The 19096-nt window shown below is 73.4% G+C and carries 7 protein-coding genes; 4 read left to right on the top strand and 3 right to left on the bottom strand.

The features are described 5' to 3' along the window. The first annotated feature begins 212 nt into the window (after positions 1 to 212). The gene (locus ACFO3J_RS32795; protein ID WP_386437458.1) at positions 213 to 464 is read left to right on the top strand and encodes an acyl carrier protein; all 252 of its coding nucleotides are present in this window, start codon (positions 213 to 215) and stop codon (positions 462 to 464) included. Beyond that, positions 464 to 1948, top strand: a complete 1485-nt coding sequence (locus ACFO3J_RS32790; protein ID WP_386437456.1) for a class I adenylate-forming enzyme family protein — start codon at positions 464 to 466, stop codon at positions 1946 to 1948. Before ACFO3J_RS32795 ends, ACFO3J_RS32790 begins: the two co-directional genes overlap by 1 nt. Positions 1949 to 2082: 134 nt before the next feature. On the opposite strand, the gene ccrA is transcribed toward ACFO3J_RS32790, so the two are convergent. From ccrA to ACFO3J_RS32775, 3 genes are read right to left on the bottom strand one after another with little or no spacing between them, the layout of a single operon-like run. After that, complete coding sequence (gene ccrA, locus ACFO3J_RS32785; RefSeq protein ID WP_386437453.1) at positions 2083 to 3306, bottom strand: crotonyl-CoA carboxylase/reductase; 1224 nt, start codon at positions 3304 to 3306, stop codon at positions 2083 to 2085. A gap of 58 nt (positions 3307 to 3364) precedes the next feature. Continuing rightward, complete coding sequence (locus ACFO3J_RS32780) at positions 3365 to 7168, bottom strand: type I polyketide synthase (RefSeq protein WP_386437451.1); 3804 nt, start codon at positions 7166 to 7168, stop codon at positions 3365 to 3367. Beyond that, on the bottom strand, positions 7161 to 15728 hold the full coding sequence (locus tag ACFO3J_RS32775; protein ID WP_386437448.1) for an amino acid adenylation domain-containing protein: 8568 nt from the start codon (positions 15726 to 15728) through the stop codon (positions 7161 to 7163). The genes ACFO3J_RS32780 and ACFO3J_RS32775 overlap by 8 nt, the downstream gene beginning before the upstream one ends. A gap of 1171 nt (positions 15729 to 16899) precedes the next feature. Between ACFO3J_RS32775 and ACFO3J_RS32770 the strand changes: the two genes are divergently transcribed. Together ACFO3J_RS32770 and ACFO3J_RS32765 are read left to right on the top strand one after the other, a co-directional pair. Further along, a complete protein-coding gene (locus ACFO3J_RS32770) occupies positions 16900 to 18198 on the top strand; it encodes a phthiocerol/phthiodiolone dimycocerosyl transferase family protein (protein WP_386437445.1) in 1299 nt (432 codons plus the stop codon). Positions 18199 to 18229: 31 nt separating this feature from the next. After that, positions 18230 to 18751, top strand: a complete 522-nt coding sequence (locus ACFO3J_RS32765) for an RNA polymerase sigma factor (RefSeq protein WP_386437442.1) — start codon at positions 18230 to 18232, stop codon at positions 18749 to 18751. Positions 18752 to 19096 lie beyond the last annotated feature (345 nt).

The raw sequence follows: 19096 nt of genomic DNA, 5'->3' as shown, positions 1-19096 counted from the left end.
CCGGGGGAGGGACTCTCACTAGACACAAGAGGCGGTCGCCGGGGCCCGCTATCCCCGGCCGCTCCCGGTTGCCCGCGTGACACATGTCACTCACGGCGCGGGGATAGCTCCGCCCTCCGCGTGTCTCTTCTCCCGGTGAGATCCGGACGCGTGCGCCTGTCTCATCCGGGCTGCCCACGGGCGCCGGCCGCGGCAGGACGAAAGGGGAAGCCATGAGCAGCACCATCAGGCAGTTGCTGGTCGAACTCACCGGCACGATCGAGTACGCCGAGGCCATCGGCGACGACGAAGCGCTGGCCGGCAGCGGCATCGACTCCGGTGACCTGGTGCGGCTGGTGCTGCTGGTGGAGCAGCGCACCGGGGTGGAGATCACGGCTGCCGACATGGAGCACCTGAACACCATCGACGACTACGAGCGGTTCATCGCCGAGCGTTCCGTCGCCGGTTCCGCGGGCGGCGCGTGATGTGGCTGACCCAACTGCTGGAGCGCAATCGCCAGTGCTTCCCCGACCGGGTCGCCCTCGTCGACGAGCACCGCAGCGTCACCTGGGCGCAATTCCACGACCGGACGGCCGAACTCGCCGGCGCTCTGGCCGATCTCGGCATCGAACGCGGTGACCGGGTGGCCGTCCTCTCCCTGGACCGGATCGAGGTCCTGGAGAGCTACTTCGCGCTGGCCCGCCTGGGCGCCCTGTTCGTGCCGCTGAACCACAGCCTCACCGCGCCAGAGGTGACGGGGATCATCGAGCGGGTCGGCGCGGTCGCGGTGCTGGGCGAGTCGGAGCTGCTCGACCGGCACACCTCACTGCCGGACCACGTACGTCTGCGCGTGGCACTCGACAAGCCGGTGTTCACCGCCCTCGGCACGGTCACCGGACCGGTCCCGCAGCCGGAGGTCGCCGACACCGACCCGGTCGCCGTCCTGCACACCTCGGCGACCACCGGCCAGGCCAAGGGCGTCACCGTCGACCCGGCGTCGTTCCGCGCCATCGGTCTGGGCTGGCTGGCCGTCGCCCGCCCCACCGACGACATCATCATGGTCAACTGCGCCCCCCTCTACCACGGCAGCATGGTCGTCTCCCTCACCTACATGGCCGCCGGGGCCACGATCGTGCTGATGCCCGGCTTCACACCGCAGCGTGCCCTGGCCGCCGTCGAACAGCACCGGGCCACCCACCTGTGGCTCGTCCCGCAGATGCTGCGCTTCATGCTCCAGGCGAAGGCCTCGCACAGCACAGACCTGTCCTCCCTGCGCGAGATCCTCTACGGCGCCGCCCCGATGCCCCTCGACGTCTACGCCGATGCCGTGACTCGGCTCGGCTGCGGTTTCCGCCAGGTGTACGGCATGACCGAGGTCGGCGGTCCGTTCGTGACCCTCGGCCCCGAGGAACACCCCGCGCCCGGCGAGGTCACGGTCCGTATCCCGTGCGGCCGGGTGATCCCGGGCATGTCCGCGCGTGCCGTCGGCGCAGGGGGCGGGGAGCTGCCCAGGGGCGAGATCGGCGAGATCGTCGTGCGGGGGCCTGGGGTCATGCAGGGCTACTGGAACGACCCCGGGGCCACCGAGGAAGTGCTCCTGAACGGCTGGGTCCGCACCGGGGACCTCGGATTCGTCGACGAGGGCGGCCGTATCCACCTCGTGGACCGGACCAAGGACCTGATCATCCGGGCCGGCCAGAACGTGTACCCGTCCGAGATCGAGCGCGTCCTCATGACCCACCCGGCGGTCAGGGACGCGGCCGTCGTCGGCATCCCGGATGAGGACTACGGCGAGATACCTCTGGCGTACGTCGTCGCCGAGGAGGCCACGGACGCCCGGACCCTGCTCGCGCACCTCGCCGGGACCCTCGCCCCCTACAAGCGGCCCCGCCGTGTCGAGTTCATCGAGCAGGTGCCGCGGAACCCCGCCGGGAAGATCATCAAGAAGCAGCTGCGCGGGCGGGTCTGAGGCAGCCCCCGCGCGCGGTGCACGGGCGCGCGGGCGCGCCCCGACGGCGCGCCGACGCCCGCTCTGCGCCCCCGTTCCGGGACCTCTCCCCGTGGAGAGGTCCCGGAACGGGCGGAAGCCGCCGGGCTCCGCCGCTACTCGCTCGCGTTCACCAGCACCGCCATGTTCCCGGCCGGGTGCCGGTTCTCGTGCAGCAGCTGATGCGCGAGGCCGATCTCCTCGAAGCCGAACGTCCGTGACAGGCACGGGTCGACGGCTCCCTGGTCGATCAGCCGGGTCACCTCGCGCGCCTCGCGCAGCGACGCCACGTGCGAGCCCTGCAACCGCTTCTGCCGCATCCACAGGAACCGCAGGTCGACATCGCCGTTGTAGCCGGTCGTACCGCCGCAGATGACCACCATGCCGGCGTTGTCGCAGAGGTACAGCGACGTCGGAATGGTGTCGGCACCGGAGTGCTCCAGCACGATCCGCGGCGCCCGGCGCTCGCCGAGCACCTCCCAGAAACGGCGGCCGAACGCCCGTGCCCCGGACAGCCACTTGGCCATGGCCGCCTCGTCCGAGGCGTCCGGCAGGCGGCCCCAGTGGTCGAAGTCCCGCCGGTCGATCCAGCCCTCGGCGCCGAGCCCCACGCAGAACTCGCCGCGCTCCTGGCTGGAGACGACGGCCACGGGTATGCCGCCGACATGCCGGACGAGCTGGATGGCGATGCTGCCGAGGCCGCCCGCGCCGCCCCAGACCAGGACCGGGTCGCCGGGGCGGACGGTGTGCGGCTGCCAGCCGAACAGCTGACGGTAGGCGGTCGCCGCCGTCGCCATGTAGCAGGCCGACGCCGCCCAGGACAGCCGGGCCGGCTTGGGGTGGCACATGTAGTCGTCGACGACCGCGAACTGCGCGAAGGAGCCGTAGTTCTCCTCGTAGCCCCAGACCCGCTGCGAGGCGGAGGTGACCGGCTCGGCGCCGAGCCGGACGTCCTCGGCGGACTCGTCCCAGCGCGCGGCCAGCACGACCACCTCGTCGCCCGGCTTCACCCCGCGCACGTTCTCACCGACGGCCCAGACGACGCCGGAGAGGTCGGAGCCGCCGATGTGGAAGTCCTCCGTGGCGCCCTGCTTCTGCCGGGCGGTGATGACGTCCAGCGGCGAACCCAGCGCGGCCCACACGTTGTTGTAGTTCACGCCCGCCGCCATCACTTTCACCAGGACCTGGCCCGGCCGTACCGGTGGAACGTCCACCACCTCGGTGCGGAAGGCGTCGACGGGCTCACCGTAGCGCTCGCGGCGGATCACGGAGGCGTACATCCGCTTGGGCACCGCGCCGAGTTCGGGCGCGTCGCCGAGGTCATAGAGGTCCTTGATCACAGAGTTCTCCTGAGCGTTCGGTGGAGGAGGGCCCGATGAGCCGGGAAGCGGGCCGGGTTCAGCCGGAGAGGGCGCGCAGGGCCTTGGCCACCACCGCGCCGATCTCGGCCATCGGCCCGGGTTCGGTCATTTCGTAGTGGCCGCAGGACACGGGGTGATCGGTCAGCGATCCGTCGACGTACGGCCGCCAGGAGTCCGCCTTGCCCGGCGCGAGGGAGAGGTCGGCGCCGTCGGCGCCCGCCTCCTCGGTCGCGCTGAAGAACAGCACGTCGCCGCGGAACACGCCGGGGCTGAACTGTGGTGCGATCCGCAGGTTGTTGCGCATCACATCGGCGATCGCCGCGGCCTCGGCGCGCGTCACCGGAGCCGCGGCGGCGCCGTCCGCCGGGTCCTCGCCGATCCGCGCCAGCACGCCCTCGACGTCCGGGACCGCGCCGTCCGTGGCGGCCGGCAGGCCCGCCACCCGCGTCAGCAGCGCGGCCACCTGCCGTTCGGCCTGTTCCGGGTCGTGGAGCGTACCGTGCGTCTGCGGGGCGTCCAGCAGTGCCAGCAACTCGACTCGCTCACCGCGCTCCTGGAGCGCGCAGGCCATGGCGTGCGCGACGAACCCGCCGTAGGACCAGCCCAGCAGCCGGTAGGGGCCCACGGGCTGTGCCTCGCGGATGAGGTCCACGTACGACGCCACCATGGACGCGGCGTCCGGTGCGGGCGGACGGGTGCCGTCGAGGCCGTACGCCTGGATGCCGAACACCGGCTGGTCCGGGCCGAGATGCGGCAGCAGACCGGTGTACCGCCAGGAGATGCCCGCTCCGGGATGGAGGCAGAACAGCGGCGTCCCCGCGCCCTCCCGGCGCAGCGGCAGCAGCGGGCGCAGCGCGTCGGAGGACGGGCCCCGGCGGTCTTCGGCCGCGGCCAGCAGCCCGGCCACCGTCGGTTCGGCCAGCAGCATCGCGGCCGGTACGTCGAGCACGCCCGTCGCGCGCAGCCGGCCCACGAGGAGCACGGCCCGCATCGAGTCGCCGCCGAGGTCGAAGAAGTTGTCGTGGACGCCGATGCCCTCGATGCCCAACTGCTCCTGCCACAGCTCGGTCACCGCCTGCTCCCGGTCCGTGCGCGGCGCCACGTGCTCGGTCGCCAGCAGCGGACGGGACATCCGTCCGCCTTCGGGAGCGACGGCCCGCTCCCGCTCCGCCGCCCCGGAGACGGCGCGCGCGCCCGGGGCGTCGATCCAGTGCCGCCGCCGGTCGAAGGCGTACCCGGGCAACCGCACCCGGCGCGCGGGCGCGGCGGGGTCCGTGCCGTCGGGCAGCGCCCCCTCGACCCCGGCGGCCCACAGCCGTCCCAGCGCACCGGCGAGGACGAAGCCGTCCGGCCCGCTCGCCTTGGCGTGCCGCATGGTCGCCACGGTCACCGGCTCCTCGCCCGTCAGGCGGGCGCGGGCCAGTCTGGTCATGCTGTCACCGGGCCCGATCTCCACGAGCACCGGTCGACCGTCCGCCCACAACGCGCCGACCCCGTCGGCGAACCGTACGGTCCGCCGCGTGTGGTCGACCCAGTGCCGTACGTCCGTCGCCTGCGCGTCAGTGATCCAGGTGCCGGTGACATTGGTGACGTACGGGATCCGGGGCGGTCGCAGCCGCAGGGTACGCAACTGCCCGGCGAAAATGTCCAGGATCGGGTCGAGGACGTGGGAGTGGGCGGCGGCGGGCATGCGCAGTCGGCGGAACGGCACGTCCCGGCGGGTGAGTTCGGCCTCGAACAGGGCCACCGCCTCTGTCTGCCCGGCGACCGTGCAGGCCGCGGGGCCGTTCACGGCGGCGAGCGACAGCTGCGGGCCGAGCAGCGGGGCGACGGCGTCCGCGGAGGCGGCCACGCCGACGGTCGCCCCGCCGCAGGAGGAGATGAGCCGGATCCGCTCGGCGACCACCGGCAGCATCTCGTCGAGATCCATCACGCCGGCCAGGCAGGCAGCCGTGTACTCGCCCAGGGAATGCCCGATCAGCGCGTCGGGGCGCACCCCCTGCTCCATCAGCGTCCTGGCCAGCGCGTACTCGGTGACGACCAGGGCGAGGAAGGCGGTCGTGCTGCCCGGCTCGACCCGCTCGAACAGGGCGGTGCGCAGATCGCCGCCGACGACCGGCCGCAGGACGTGCGCGCAGTGGTCCACCACGTCGCGGTAGACGTCGTTCTCCCGGTACAGCTCGGCGCCCATGCCGACGTACTGGGTGCCGCCGCCCGGCAGCAGGAAAGCCACCCGTGGCGGATCGTCGGGCACGGGACCCACCGGTTGCTGCGGAGCGCGGAGCGCGGCGACCGCCTCGGCGGCCGTGGTGGCGCTGACGGTGAGCCGGTGGCGCAGCGCCGGGCGCTCGGTGCGCAGGGAGTGCGCGACGTCGTCGAGCCGCAGTGCGGGGTGGCGTTCCAGGTGATCGGCCAGGGCGTCGGCCTGGCCGCGCAGGGCGCCCGCGGTACGCGCGGACAGCGGCAGGACATGCCGCCGGGGAGCCGCGGTGGGCCGGGGTGGCTCCGGGGCGGGCGGTGCCTCCTCGATGATGACGTGGGCGTTGGTGCCGCCGACCCCGAAGGCGCTGATCGCCGCCCGGCGCGGATGGCCGCCGTCCGGCCACTCCTCCAGCTCGGTCGGCACCCGGAACGGGCTGGACGCGAAGTCGATCAGCGGATTCGGCGCGCCGAAGTGCAGGCTGGGCGGTATGCGCCGGTGCTCCAGGGCGAGTACGGCCTTCACGAGGCCGGCGATTCCGGCCGCCGCGCCGAGATGCCCGATGTTGGTCTTGACCGAGCCCAGCGCGCAGAACCCGCGCCGGTCCGTGCTCGCCCGGAACGCCTCGGACAGCGCCGCGACCTCGATCGGGTCGCCGATCCGGGTGGCGGTGCCGTGTGCCTCGACCAGCCCGATGGTGTCCGCGTCGATGTCGCCCTGGGCCTGCGCGGCAAGGATCACCTCGGCCTGGCCGGACGCGCTGGGAGCGGTGAACCCGACCTTGCGGCGCCCGTCGTTGTTGATCGCCGAGCCCCGCACCACGGCCCGGATCCGGTCCCCGTCGGCGAGCGCGTCGTCCAGCCGCTTCAGTACGACCATCCCGACCCCGTCGCCCGAGGAGGTGCCGGCCGCGTCCGCCGCGAAGGCCCGGCAGCGCCCGTCCGGCGAGAACGGACCGTCCGGCACGTGCCGGTACCCCAGGAGTGCCGAGGGGTTGAGGGACACCGCCCCGACGAGCGCCAGGTCGCACCGGAAGTCCAGCAGGTCCTGGCACGCGGTGTGCAGAGCGACCAGCGCCGTGGAGCACGCCGTCTGGAGCGACAGACTCGGCCCGGTGAGCCCGAGTTCGTAGGAGATCCGGGTGGCCAGCGTGCCCAGTGAGTTGGCGGTGGCCGCGTGCACCAGAGCCATCGACCCCGGCTGACCGGCGTAGTGGGGATACAGGTGGGCCGGGTAGTAGCGGCTGTCGCCGGCGCCCGCGTACACGCCCGTGACGATCTCCGACGCCTCGCGCACCTGCCCCGCGTCCTCCAGCGCGCGGTACGCCGTCTCCAGCAGCAGCCGCTGCTGCGGGTCGACGACGGCCGCCTCCGCCGGACTCATCCCGAAGAAGTCCGCGTCGAAGCGGTCGATTCCGCCGACCACGGACGCCATCCGGATCAGGGTCGGGTCGTCGAGATCCTCCGGGTCGCCGCCCGCCGCGAGGAACTCCTCGTCGGTGATGGGCCGTACCGCGTCGCGGCCCGCGGCGAGGTTCTCCCAGAAGGCGTCGACGTCGTCCGCGCCCGGGAAGCGCGCCGCCATGCCGATCACGGCGACGGCGGGCATCTCCTCCTCCGGCGGGGTGGTGGGCTCAGCCATCGGTCCGGTCCTTCCTGTCCCGTACGGAGCGCCGGGCGCCGCGGGCCGCCCGCTGTCGCTGTGCCTGCTGCTTCGCCCGGTCCAGGCCGGAGGGCCGGTCCGGCTCGGGAACCGCCCCGGCGTCGGCGGCGGGGCCGACCGCGCGGCCGACCAGGTGCCGGGCGAGCGCCCGCACCGTCGGATGGGTGAACAGGTCCACCACGTCGAGTTGGCAGCCCAGTTCCTTGTTGATCGCCGTCTGAGCGCCGACCAGGAGCAGCGAATTGCCGCCCAGATCGAAGAAGTTGTCGTCATGGCCGACCCGGTCCCGGCCCAGCACCGCGCACCAGACGCCGGCGAGCCGGGTCTCCAGACGGCGTGAGTCCGCAGCGGACTCGGGGGCCTCGGAGTGTGCGGCGGCCGTGCCGGCCGACCGTAGCACCCAGGACTCGCCCGCCGCGCCCCGGGCCGCCGCGCGGTACAGCGAGCCGAGGTCGGTGCCCTCGTCGAGGGTGACCCGCGCGGCGAGCCGCCGCACCTGCCGTACGGGGCCCGCCAGATGGCTGCGGACCCACGGCGCCGTTCGGTCGGTGCCGATCAGGATGTGCGGCTCGTCCAGGGTCCGCGCGAAGTCGAAGGAGCGCAGCGCCGCCGCCGGGTCGAGGACCCGGTAGCCGCGGGCCTCGGTCAGCGAGGTGAGGCCGTAGCCGCGGCTCATGCCGCGCTCGCGCCACATGCTCCACGCGAGACTCTGCCCGGGCAGGCCCAGGTGACGGCGGTGCACGGCCAGGGCGTCCAGGAAGGCGTTGGCGGCCGAGTACGCGGAGTTCATCGCGCCGCCGAAGTAGCCGTTGACGGAGGAGAACATGATGAAAGAGCCGACCGGGTGCTCGGCCGCGACCTCGTGCAGCGCCCAGGCACCCCGCACCTTCGCGTCCAGCGCGGTCCGCCAGCTCTCCGTGTCCAGCTCGAGGGCCGGCCGCTCGTCGAAGGCACCGGCCAGATGCAGCACCGAGGTCAGGGGCGCGTCCCACGCCCCGGCCGCCTCCCGCACGGCGGCCCGCACCTGGACGGCGTCGGTGACGTCGGCCCGCGCGTGGCGCACGTCCCCGAGCCGGGCGAGCCGCCGCAATTCGTCGCCGGGCTCACCGCGGCCGAGCAGCAGCAGCCTCGTGCCGGGGGTCTTGAGCAGATGCTCGGCGATCTCCACACCGACCCCGCCCAGACCGCCGCTGATCAGATGGAAGCCGGCGGCGGGCGGCCGGGCGCGTGTCGGCGGGTCGGGCAGGGGGGCCAGCCGGCGCACGTGGCGCAGCCCGTCGCGGTGGGCGACCTCGGCCTCCACCGGCGCGTCCGTCAGCTCGGCGAGCAGCGTGTCCGGGTCCCAGTCCGGCGCCAGGTCGACGTGGACGCCCCGCAGCCAGGGCAACTCCTCGCGCAGGGACGTGAGCAGACCCACCGAGGTGGCGTGGTCGCAGCGCGGCAGGTCCCGGGGCGTCACGGCGTGCGCGCCGGCTGTGACGAACAGCAGTGGCAGCGGGCGCTTTTGATCCTGCCGGCCGGCCAGCGCGTGGACGAAGGCCAGCAGCGACTCGGCGGGATCGCCCTCCTCGGGTGCGCCGAGGACGATCACCGCGTCGAGTTCGCGCCCGTCGGCACCGAGCAGCTCGAGCACGGCGGCGAAGTCGTCCGCTTCCGCGGGTCGTACGCGGTAGGCGGCGGCGTCGATCCGTTCGCAGGCCCGCCCCGGCGCGACCACCGTGCACAGCCCGCCCCCGGCCCGCAGCCGCCCGGCCACCCGGGCGGCCGGCCCGAGGTCGCGGCCGGCCAGTACGAGAACGTGGCGCCCGGCCGCTTCCATCGGCGGACGCAGGGCGTCGGCCCGCTGCCACACCGGCCGCAGGAACCAGTCCGGCAGCGTGGCCGCGCTGCCGAGCAGCAACTGCGTCTCGCGGACCGCCTCGTCGAAGTCGCCCGCCTCGAAGGACTTGCGGAGCTTGGTGCGCTGGATCTTCCCGATCTCGGTCTTCGGGATGTCCTCGGCGTCGACCGGGATCAGGAAGGCGGGGCTCACCCCGATCTCCCGGGTCACCTTGCCGCCGATCTCGCGCAGGGCGTCGGCCGGGTCGTGGCCCGGCGCGAGCTGGAAGAAGAGGGCGAGTTCGTCGGTGGTCGCGGACGGGTCGGAGCGGACCGCGCAGGCGGCCGTGAAACTCCTCACCACGCAGGGGAGTTCCTCGACGCAGGACTCGATCTCGTGACTGTAGTGGTTGACACCGTTGACGATGATGAGGTCCTTGACCCGGCCGGTGATGTACAGCTCACCGTCCCGCAGGAAGGCGAGGTCGCCGGTATCGAACCAGCCGTCCCCGGTGAACGACTCCGCGTTGGCCTTCGCGTTGTCGTGGTACCCCTGGGTCACCGAGGTCCCGCGCACCTGGAGCAGACCCGCGTCGCCCTCGGCCAGGACGGTGTCGCGGTCGTCGACGATCCGCATGGCGAACCCGGGATACGGCAGCCCGCAGCTGACGAAGGACTCTTCGCGGTCCGGCGGTTCGGCGGACAGCACGCCGTCGGTGACCACCGAGCAGGTCTCGGACATGCCCCAGCCGGGGTGCATCACGTCCTGCGGCAGCCCGAACGGGCGCAGCGCGCGCAGGAAGCCGCGCGCCGCGGCGGCGACGACGACCTCGCCGGCGTTCATCACCAGCCGCATCGGCGACAGGTCCCAGGCGCGTCCCTCGAAACGGTGCGCCTGCTCGGCGAGGAGCCCGAAGGCGAAGTTGGGCGCCCAGGTGACGCTGACCCGGTGCCGGTCGGCCAGGTCGGCCCAGCGCAGCGGGTCCTGGAGGATCCAGGAGGTCGGCGCGTGTATCTGGCGGCAGCCCAGATACACGTCCCGCAGATGGAACATCACCACGCCGGTCACATGGTCCAGCGGGATCCAGTTGAGGGTGACGTCGTGCTCGCCCAGGCCGTTCATCGCCTCGGTGGCCGCCGCCCGGGTCAGTACGCCCCGGTGGGTGATCCGCACGGCCTTCGGCAGGCCGGTGCTGCCCGACGTCATCAGCAACAGGATCAGGTCGTCCGGTTCCGCCGTGTGCCAGTCGCGGTCCTCGGGCGCCTCGCGCAGCGCGTCGGCGGTCGTCAGCCGCGGCTCCGGCCAGCCGTCCCGGTCGGCGAGTTCGCGCAGCCCGGGCGCGTCCGACGCCGAGGCGACGATCCACGGCCGGTCCAACATCCGCCAGATGCCCTCCAGCTTGCTGAGAGCGGCCGAGGGGGCGGCGTAGGTCAGGGGCACGGTCAGCGGCACGGCCACGAACCCGCCGAGGACGCATCCCCACAGCACGGCCACGAAGTCCTCCGTGTCCGAGCACTGGAGGACGACCCGGTCCCCGGGCCGCAGCCCCCTGTGCCGCAGTCCGGCCAGGACGCGGGAGGCGTCCTCGGCGAGTGCGGCGTAACTGCGGCGGGTCTCGCCGCCGTCCGCACGTACGTGGACGATCTCGCCGTGCGGCTTGGCCGCGGCGCGGGTGAGGGCTTCCGCCCAGCCCCGGACGGACGGCTCGGGCAGGGGAGGACCCTCGCTGAGGGCCGGGGCGCGGCCGGCCCGGGACCCGGCGTCGGGGAGGGTCCGCGGCCGGCTCTCCGGCCGGGGCGGTCCGGCGTGGATCCGGCCCAGCTCCTCCGGAACGTCCTCCGCCTCGACCCTCGCCTCGCGGACGCCGGTCAGCCGGGCCAGCTCCCTCTCCCAGCCGGTGGCGGCGGTGCGGTCCACGGCGGGCAGCGCGCGCAGGGCGTCGACGTCCAGGGCCCCGCCCGGGGTGCGCGGCAGCCCGGACACCGCGGTGACGCGAGCGGCGGATTCGAGGACCCGCTCCACCTCGTCGGACACGGCGGCCCGGCCGGGCACCACGTACAGCGACACCGGATCGGCGTCGCGGGACGGCAGGGCGATCGCGTCGCGCACGCCGGCCACCCGCAGAGCCGCGGCGGCCAGGTCACCGGGCAGGGCCCGCGACCGGGGCCCGCGCGCGGGCAGGTCGCCCACCCGCAGCGCCGGATCCGCGCACACTGCGGCGAGCGCGGCGGACAGCGCCTCGGCGAAGCGGGCGGCGGTCTCCGGGGCGAACAGGTCGGTCGCGTACTCGACATGGAGGTCCAGGCCCTGGGGCGCCCCCCACTCGTCACGCCGTTCCAGGACGTCCACGAAGAGGTCGAACTTGGCGGTGCCGGTGGCCGTGGGCCGCAGCGGGGTGCGCCGGCCGCCGAGCCGGAGCACGGCCGGCTCGTTGTTCTGCAGGGCCAGCATGACCTGGAACAGCGGATGACGGGCCGGGTGCCGGGGCGGGTTGAGGACATCCACGAGCAGGTCGAACGGCAGATCCTGGTGGTCCAGGGCGGCGAGGTCGAACCGGCGGGTCCGCGCGAGCAGTTCACGGAAGTCCGGGTCGTCCGAGACGTCCGTGCGCAGCACGAGGGTGTTGGTGATCAGCCCGATGACGTCGTCCAGCGCGGCCTCGGTGCGTCCGGCCGCCGGAGTGCCGATCGCCAGGTCGGTGCCGGAGCCCCAGCGGGACAGCAGGGCGGCCACGGTGGCGTGCAGGACGGTGAACAGACTCGCGTTCTCGGCCTCCGCCAGCCGCGCCAGCCGCTCGTGCAGCGCCGCGTCCACGGTCGCCGACACGCTCCCGCCCGCGCCGGCGGCGACGGCGGGCCGTGCCCGGTCGGCGGGCAGGGTGCTCTCCGCGGGCAGCCCCGCCAGGGCCTCGCGCCAGAAGCCGGTGAGCCGCTCCCGCCGGCCGAGCCCAGCCGGCGCGGGGGCCAGCACGCGGCGCTGCCACAGGGCGTAGTCGGCGTACTGCACCGGCAACGGCTTCCCGTGCGGCGCCCGGCCCTCCCCGCGGGCCTCGTAGGCGGCGCTGAGATCCTCCGCCAGGGGCCGCAGCGACCAGCCGTCGGCCGCGCTGTGGTGCAGGACGAGCAGCAGCGTGCGACGTTCCCCGGTGCCGAGCACCGCGGCCCACAGCGCGCTCTCCCGCGTCAGGTCGAACCGGTGCCGGCCCGCCGCGGAGACCTGCGCGTCCACCTCCTCGGCCGGGCAGTCCACGATCCGCAGCTCCGGACGCAGCGTCCCGGGCGGCAGGACCCGCTGGTGCGGACCGTCGCCATCGTCCGCGAACACCGTGCGAAGGCTCTCGTGCCGGTCCACGACATCGGCGAGCGCCGCCCGCAGCGCCACCTCGTCGACCTCGGGCTCCAGCGGGACGGCCAGGGGGATGTTGTACGTCGCAGCCGCGCCGCCCAGCCGGTTGAGGAACCACATCCGCTCCTGGGCGAAGGACAGCGGCACCCGTGCGGGACGCGCCGCCGCCTCCAGAGCGGGCAGCCGCAGTGCCGCGGCGGACTCCTCCGTCAGCCGTACCGCCAGGGCGGCCGGCGTGGGCGTGTCGAAGAGCACGGTCATCGCAATGTCCCGGCCGGTCTCGGCGCGCAGCCGGGCCAGCAGCCGTACCGCCAGCAGGGAGTGTCCGCCCAGGCCGAAGAAGTCGGCGGCCACGCCCACGGATCCCTCGGGCAGTCGCAGCACCTCGGCGAACAGCCCGCAGACCAGGGCCTGTTCCGGCGTCGTGGGGCCCGGCCCGGTGGCGGCGCCGGCGAAGTCCGGCTCGGGCAGGGCCCGCACGTCGAGCTTGCCGTTCGCGGTCAGCGGCAGCGCGTCGAGCAGCACGCACGCGGCCGGGACCATGTGGCCCGGCAGCCGCTCGGCGACATGGGCGCGCAACTCGGCGGGGAGCGAAAGGTCTGCCCCGGCGGGATCTCCCCCGACGGGAACGGCGTAGGCGAGGAGCCGCGGTTCGCCGTCCGCGGTCCGGCGTACGACGACCGCCGCCGCGGCGACCCGGGCGTGCTCGGCGAGTACGGCCTGGATCTCGCCGGGTTCGACCCGGAACCCGCGGATCTTCACCTGCTCGTCGCCGCGTCCCCGGTAGTGCAGGACCCCGTCGGCGGTACGCCGGGCGAGGTCGCCGGTGCGGTACATCCGCGTGCCCGGCGCCCCGAACGGGTCCTCCAGGAACCGCTCGGCGGTCAGCTCGGGCCGCCCGAGGTAGCCGGGAACCACCCCCGGGCCCGACACGTACATCTCGCCGGTGACCCCCGGCGGAACCGGCCGCAGCGCCCTGTCGAGCAGGTGGACGCACAGGTCGTCCAGCGGAGCGCCGATCACGCTGGGCCGGCGCGGGTCGTCGAGGTGGGCGCGGGTCAGGCGTTGGAGGGTGACATGGACGGTCGTCTCGGTGATGCCGTACATGTTGATCAGGGCCGGCGCGGTCAGGCCGTACCGGTCCGCCCACGGCCGCAGCCGCTCGGCCCGCAGCGCCTCGCCGCCGAACACCACGTAGCGCAGGGCCGTTCCGGTGCGCTCGCCCTCCAGATCGGCCCCCATCAGCTGCTCGAAGGCGGACGGCGTCTGATTGAGCACGGTGACCCGCTCGTCGCGCAGCAGCCGCAGGAACTCGCGCGGCGAGCGGCTGACGAGGTACGGCACCACGACGAGCCGCCCGCCGTGCAGCAGCGGGCCCCACAGTTCCCACACGGAGAAGTCGAAGGCGTAGGAGTGGAAGAGCGTCCACACGTCGTCCGGCCCGAAGTCGAAGTGCTCGGCGGACGCCTCGAACAGCCGCAGGACGTTGGAGTGCGGGACGGGTACGCCCTTGGGACGGCCGGTGGAACCGGAGGTGTGGATGATGTACGCGATGTCGTCCGGACCGGTGGGCCCGGTGCGGTCCGCGTCGGTGAGATCGCCGTCCAGGTGCGCGGCGAGTTCCTCGGTGGTCACCTGGCCGCCCAGGACCACGGTCGGCGCCGGTATCGCGGGAAGCTCGCCCGCGGTCCCGGCGTCGGTGACGAGCACGGCCGGGGGTACGTCCTCGGCGACCAGCCGCAGCCGCTCCGCCGGATGACCGGTGTCCAGCGGCAGATAGGCGGCGCCGGTCTTCAGCACGGCGAGCAGCGACACGACGAGCCGTGTTCCGCGGGGCAGCGCCAGCGCCACCACCTTGCCGGGTCCCGCACCGCGCGCGACGAGTAGCCGCGCCAACCGGTTCGCGTCCGCGTTGAGTTCGGCATAGGTGAGGTGTTCTCCCCGGTAGGTCACCGCGGTGGCCCCCGGGACGCGGGCCGCCTGTTCCTCGAAGCGCCGGGTGAGGGTGCCGGTGACGGTACGGACGCGCCGGGGCCGCGTCCGCGGCGCCTCGCCCGGCAGCAGCAGCGAGACGTCGGCGAGAAGCGCGTGCTCGTCACCGGCGGTGAGTTGTCGCAGCAGGAGGAGGAACCGCCGCAGGTGGGTGTCCAGTTCGTCCTGCTCGTAGGCGGCCGGATTGGCGTCGAACGCCAGCCACAGCGCGCCGGCCTCGGCTCCCGGGCGCACGCTGATCTGCATGTCGTCGACCGCGCCGCCGGACAGGTGGTGGGTGGTCGAGGGATGTCCCGCGAAGGTCAGGTCCTCGGAGAACGGCACGATGTTGACCACCGGTCCGTGCGGCCGCCGCCCCGCGCCCAGCAGACCCAGGTCGCGGCGCACGAACTCGCCCCGGTACTGCTGGTGCCGGCCCAGCGACCGGAGTTCCCCGGCCACCGACCGGATCAGCTCGGACACCGGCGCGGTGGGGGAGAGAGTGACGCGCAGCGGCAGGATGTCGGAGGCCGTGCCCGGGGTGCGCAGTACGGCCGAGCCGAGACGGCTCATCGTGGCGAGGCCCAGGACCAGGTCGTCGGCGCCGGTCATCCGGTGCAGATACGCGGCGACGGCCCCCACCAGCAGGTCGGTGCGGGAGACCCCCAGACGGGCGGCCGCCGCGCCGATCGCCGCCGTCTCGTCGGGCGTGAAGTCGTGGGTGCGGCGCAGGAAGGGCGCCTCGGGCGGGGCCGTACGGTCGGTGAGACGGACCGGCTCGGGGGCCCCGGCGAGCCGGTCCGCCCAGAACGCGCGGTCCCGGTCGTGGCGCTCGGAGCCGAGATAGGCGGCATCCTCGGCCCGGAGCCGCGCGACCGGCTCGAATCCGGCCGGCCCGGGGTCGCGCCCGGCGGCGAGAGCGGTGTAGGTGTCGGCGAGCCTCCGGGCCACCAGCTTGTAGCTGTAGCCGTCGAGCAGGATGTGATGGGCCCTCAGGAACCAGATGAACCGGTCCTGGCCCAGTGCGATCAGCGCGTGCGAGAACAGCGGCCCCGAGACGAGATCGGTCGCCATCGCCAGGTCCTGGCGGATCCAGTCCTCCGCGGCGCTCCGCGGATCGGGCTCGCCGCTCACGTCGACGCGGTTCAGCGGCCAGTCGTCCGGGTCGTCGGCAAGCACGCAGCGCGGACCGTCCGGGGTGTCGAAGAAGCGCAGCGCGAAGGTGTCGGCCTCCGCCACGGTCCGGCGTAGGGCTGCCTCGAACAGGGCGGTGTCGACCGAGCCGTGGATCTCCACGTACTCGCCGGTGTTGTAGGCGGCCGTGTGCGCCGCCAGCCGGCCGGCGAACCACAGACCCTCCTGGGCTCCGGAAAGCTGTCGACGTTCGTGCTCATGGACTGACATGGCACCAACTCTCAATGGCGAGTGGTATTCACACGAATCACTGGACGGTCCCGGCCGGGGCGCCGGACAGACGGAGGGGACGTATTCGACGCCGCGCCCGTCGGGGCGCCGAAAGCGTCCCCGCAAGGCGCTGTCCGAGGGGGAATACGACGGGAAGATCGAGGGAGCCGGAAGGCGGCGGAATAACGCGGCGCGAGAATCGCCTGGGCAGGCGGCGATCATCTTCCGCCGCCTCACTCTGCACGACCGGGAGTCGGCCAGTCAAGGGCGCCCCGGGGCGGCGCGAATTTTCCCGGGAAGGGAAATGATTTGAGACATTCTCGTCGGACGCCCCATTGTCCGCGCCGCGACAGTGTGCCGGAGGCCCGTGAACCGGGTGCGGCACGGGGCGCGGGGGCCGGCCGGCACTCCTGTCTCCCGTGGACGGAAGCGCATGTGGCAGCGATGGCGGCACCTCGGACACCCGCTCCCATGAGGTGCCGATTCACGCGGTCCGGCCCCCCGCGCGGTCGGCGAACCATGTCACGGCGGGCTACAGGCCGACTGCGGACCGGAGGCGCGATTCAGTCAACTGGACTCATACACAGGCAAGTTGATGGGCCCCGTATGAGAGCATGCGGAGGAGCGGAAGACGGGACGGCGAGACCACCCGGAAGGTTGATGTCCCGCAGCGACGGCGCTGCGGGCCCGTCGCCGGTCTCCCGCGGCAACCCCGGCCGCTCCGGGCCGATCCGCCGGCACACGAACCGGCGTCGGCGCGGACCGTGCGGTACCGGGGACCGAGTAGGCGCGGACGCTTCACCGGCAGGGGGGAGCGGCGGTGCCGAGTCCGTCGATCAAGCGAATCCGGATCGAACCCGAAGGTGGCTTCAGGAAATCGACGAGATGACTGCGGGCCGGCCGACTTCGTCTGCCATGCATGGGTTTTACCGGTGAAAGAGATTCCAGTCGGAACTTCCGGCTGTTCTGCAATCGCTGGACGGCACTGTTCCGCTCGGCGGTGCCTTCCGGCACGGTGATCGGTCCGCGTGTTGCCTGTCCGTTCCTGAAAACTGCTTTCCTCTACCACGCGGGCCGACCGCTCACGCCAAGAATCCGGCAGATCCGAGCAGAGAAGACGTCAGGCCTGCTCTCCCGCGGAGCGAGGCCGACGCGGAGAAAGGCTGTGTGCATGAGACGCGTGCTGTGCCCCGTGGAAGACCTTTACGTTGCCCAGCGAAGCAGGGCCGTCCTGTCCTGCGACCTGGACGGCCCCGTCGACACGGCGGCGCTGTCCGCGGCGTTCGAGGCGATCACGGCGGAGCAGCCGACACTGCTGACGCGCATCGTCCCGGACGGCGACGGTCACGCCCTCGAAATCCTCCCGGACGCCGAGCGGCCCCGGCTGCGGATCCGTACCGGCGGCCCCGAGGCGTACACGGAGGAGATCAACAGCCCGCTGACGGTGGGGGGTCCGCTGACCCGGGCGGTCCTCGTGGGCGGTCCCGGCGGCCGCCGGCACACTCTCGTCCTGAGCGTCGACCATGTCATCACCGACGGACACAGCGCCATCGCCCTGCTCAACACCCTCTGGGACCGCTACCGGGAGATCACCGGCGGCACGGAGTCCCCGCGCCCGCCCGCCGCCGGACTCCCCGCGCCCATCAGTACGCTGCTGCCCCACTCGGACGCCGCCGAGACGGCCAAGTACCTGGAACAGCGGGTGTCGGAGGCCGGCCGTCACCCGGTCGAACTCGTCCCGTACGACGTCGACGCCACCGGGGAAGCACCGGAAAAGCCCCACCGCATCGAGGTCCAGCGACTGCTGCTCGACGCCGGGCCGACCGCCGGGCTCCGCGCGCGGGCACGCGCGGAGGGCCTGTCCGTGCACGGCCTGATAGGCGCCGCCCTGCTGCTCGCGGCCCGCCGGCGCCTGGACGGCCCGGGCCCTCGCGTCCTGCGCTGCATGTCACCGGTCGATCTACGCTCGCGTCTGTCGCCTCCGGTGCCCGCCGACGTCATGGTCGCCGCCGTCACCACGCACCTCCAGGCGCTGCCGGTCGACGAGGACACCGACGTACTGGGACTGGCGCGTGAGGTCGGGGACGGTCTACGGGACTTCCTCGACCGGGGCGACCACTTCCAGGAGATGCGGATCATGCCGTCGGTCCCGCGCCATCCGACCCTTCACCTCGGCACGGTCATCGTCACCAACATGGGCGCCGTGTCCGGGCCGAGCCTCCCGGATGGCCCGCGCGTCACCGACGTACGGCTCGTGCCCGCCCGTGAGCACTATTTCCCGCAAGCCGGACGCAGCCCGGTGATGGCCTGCGTCGCGTCGTTCGACGGCCGCCTGGCCATCGAGTTCCCGCACCACACCGCCTGCTTCAGCCCGGCGTTCATGCGCGGACTGCGCGACGAGGTACAGACGGCCCTCCTCGCTCTCGCCAAGTCCGACGAAGAGCGTCACCGGCCCTCCGCCACCGTCTGACACCGCGTCGCCCGAGGAGCACCCCTCCGAGATGAACTCCGAGACCGAATCCCTCACCCCTGTCGCCGTGCTGCTGTCCCGGGCCCAGGCCGGAGACGCGCGGGCGATGAACGACCTGCTCGCCGAGATCACCCCGTACGTCACCCGCATGTGCGTCCCGATAGCCCGCGACAACCGCTCCGACGCCGTCCAGGAGGCCCTCCTGGCGATCTACCGGGGCCTCGGCACCCTGCGCGAACCGGCCGCGTTCTACGGCTGGGTGCGCTCCGTCACCACCCGGGAGGCCGTCCGTACCGTCAAGCGGCTGCGGACGGAGATCGCCTGCTCCCCGGTGGAGCCGGGACAGCAGACCGGCTCTGTGGACGCCGTGCACATCAACGACGTCCTGGACCGCCTGTCCGAGGCCCACCGCCAGATCCTGGCGCTGCGGTTCTACGGACTCAACGAGGACGAGATAGCGACGACCCTCTCGCTTCCCGTCGGCACGGTCCGGTCCCGTCTCTTCCGCGCCCGGCGCCGCTTCCAGGAGGCGTGGCAGCCGCGTGCGGCCTGAGCGGCGGCACACAGGCGCTGTGCGCGGGGTCAGCGGGCGCGCGTTGCGGCGGCTTGTCCGGCCGCCGTTCGCCGTCGGGGCGATGGTGGTCGGTCGGGACCGCCCACGCGTCCAGCCCGGTCGGCCCGCGCCGCCGGTTCGGCCCACACGGTCGGTCCCGACCACGCCGCCTCCCCGACCCGCACGGCCTGCTCGGGCGACACCCGCAGCAGCAGCTCGCCCGCGCTCATACGGGACTCCAGCACCCCCAGCGCACTCGGCCGCGCGACCAGGTTCCCTGAGCTTGTCTTTTATGGTCAGAAATCGAACCCGGCGTCGCTCGTGGTTGCTGTGACGGCTTGAACT

Source organism: Streptomyces polygonati (genome assembly GCF_042650325.1).
Classification (GTDB): domain Bacteria; phylum Actinomycetota; class Actinomycetes; order Streptomycetales; family Streptomycetaceae; genus Actinacidiphila; species Actinacidiphila polygonati.
The sequence above is the reverse complement of the archived record's forward strand: the minus strand, read 5'-3'. Positions and strand labels throughout refer to the sequence as shown.

Excerpts from the sequence above, each read along its gene's own strand:
- ACFO3J_RS32765 (WP_386437442.1), top strand. The coding sequence starts at position 18,230 with ATGAACTCCGAGACCGAATCCCTCACCCCTGTCGCCGTGCTGCTGTCC.
- ACFO3J_RS32780 (WP_386437451.1), bottom strand. The coding sequence starts at position 7,168 with ATGGCTGAGCCCACCACCCCGCCGGAGGAGGAGATGCCCGCCGTCGCC.
- ACFO3J_RS32775 (WP_386437448.1), bottom strand. The coding sequence starts at position 15,728 with ATGTCAGTCCATGAGCACGAACGTCGACAGCTTTCCGGAGCCCAGGAG.
- ACFO3J_RS32795 (WP_386437458.1), top strand. The coding sequence starts at position 213 with ATGAGCAGCACCATCAGGCAGTTGCTGGTCGAACTCACCGGCACGATC.
- ACFO3J_RS32770 (WP_386437445.1), top strand. The coding sequence starts at position 16,900 with ATGAGACGCGTGCTGTGCCCCGTGGAAGACCTTTACGTTGCCCAGCGA.
- ACFO3J_RS32790 (WP_386437456.1), top strand. The coding sequence starts at position 464 with ATGTGGCTGACCCAACTGCTGGAGCGCAATCGCCAGTGCTTCCCCGAC.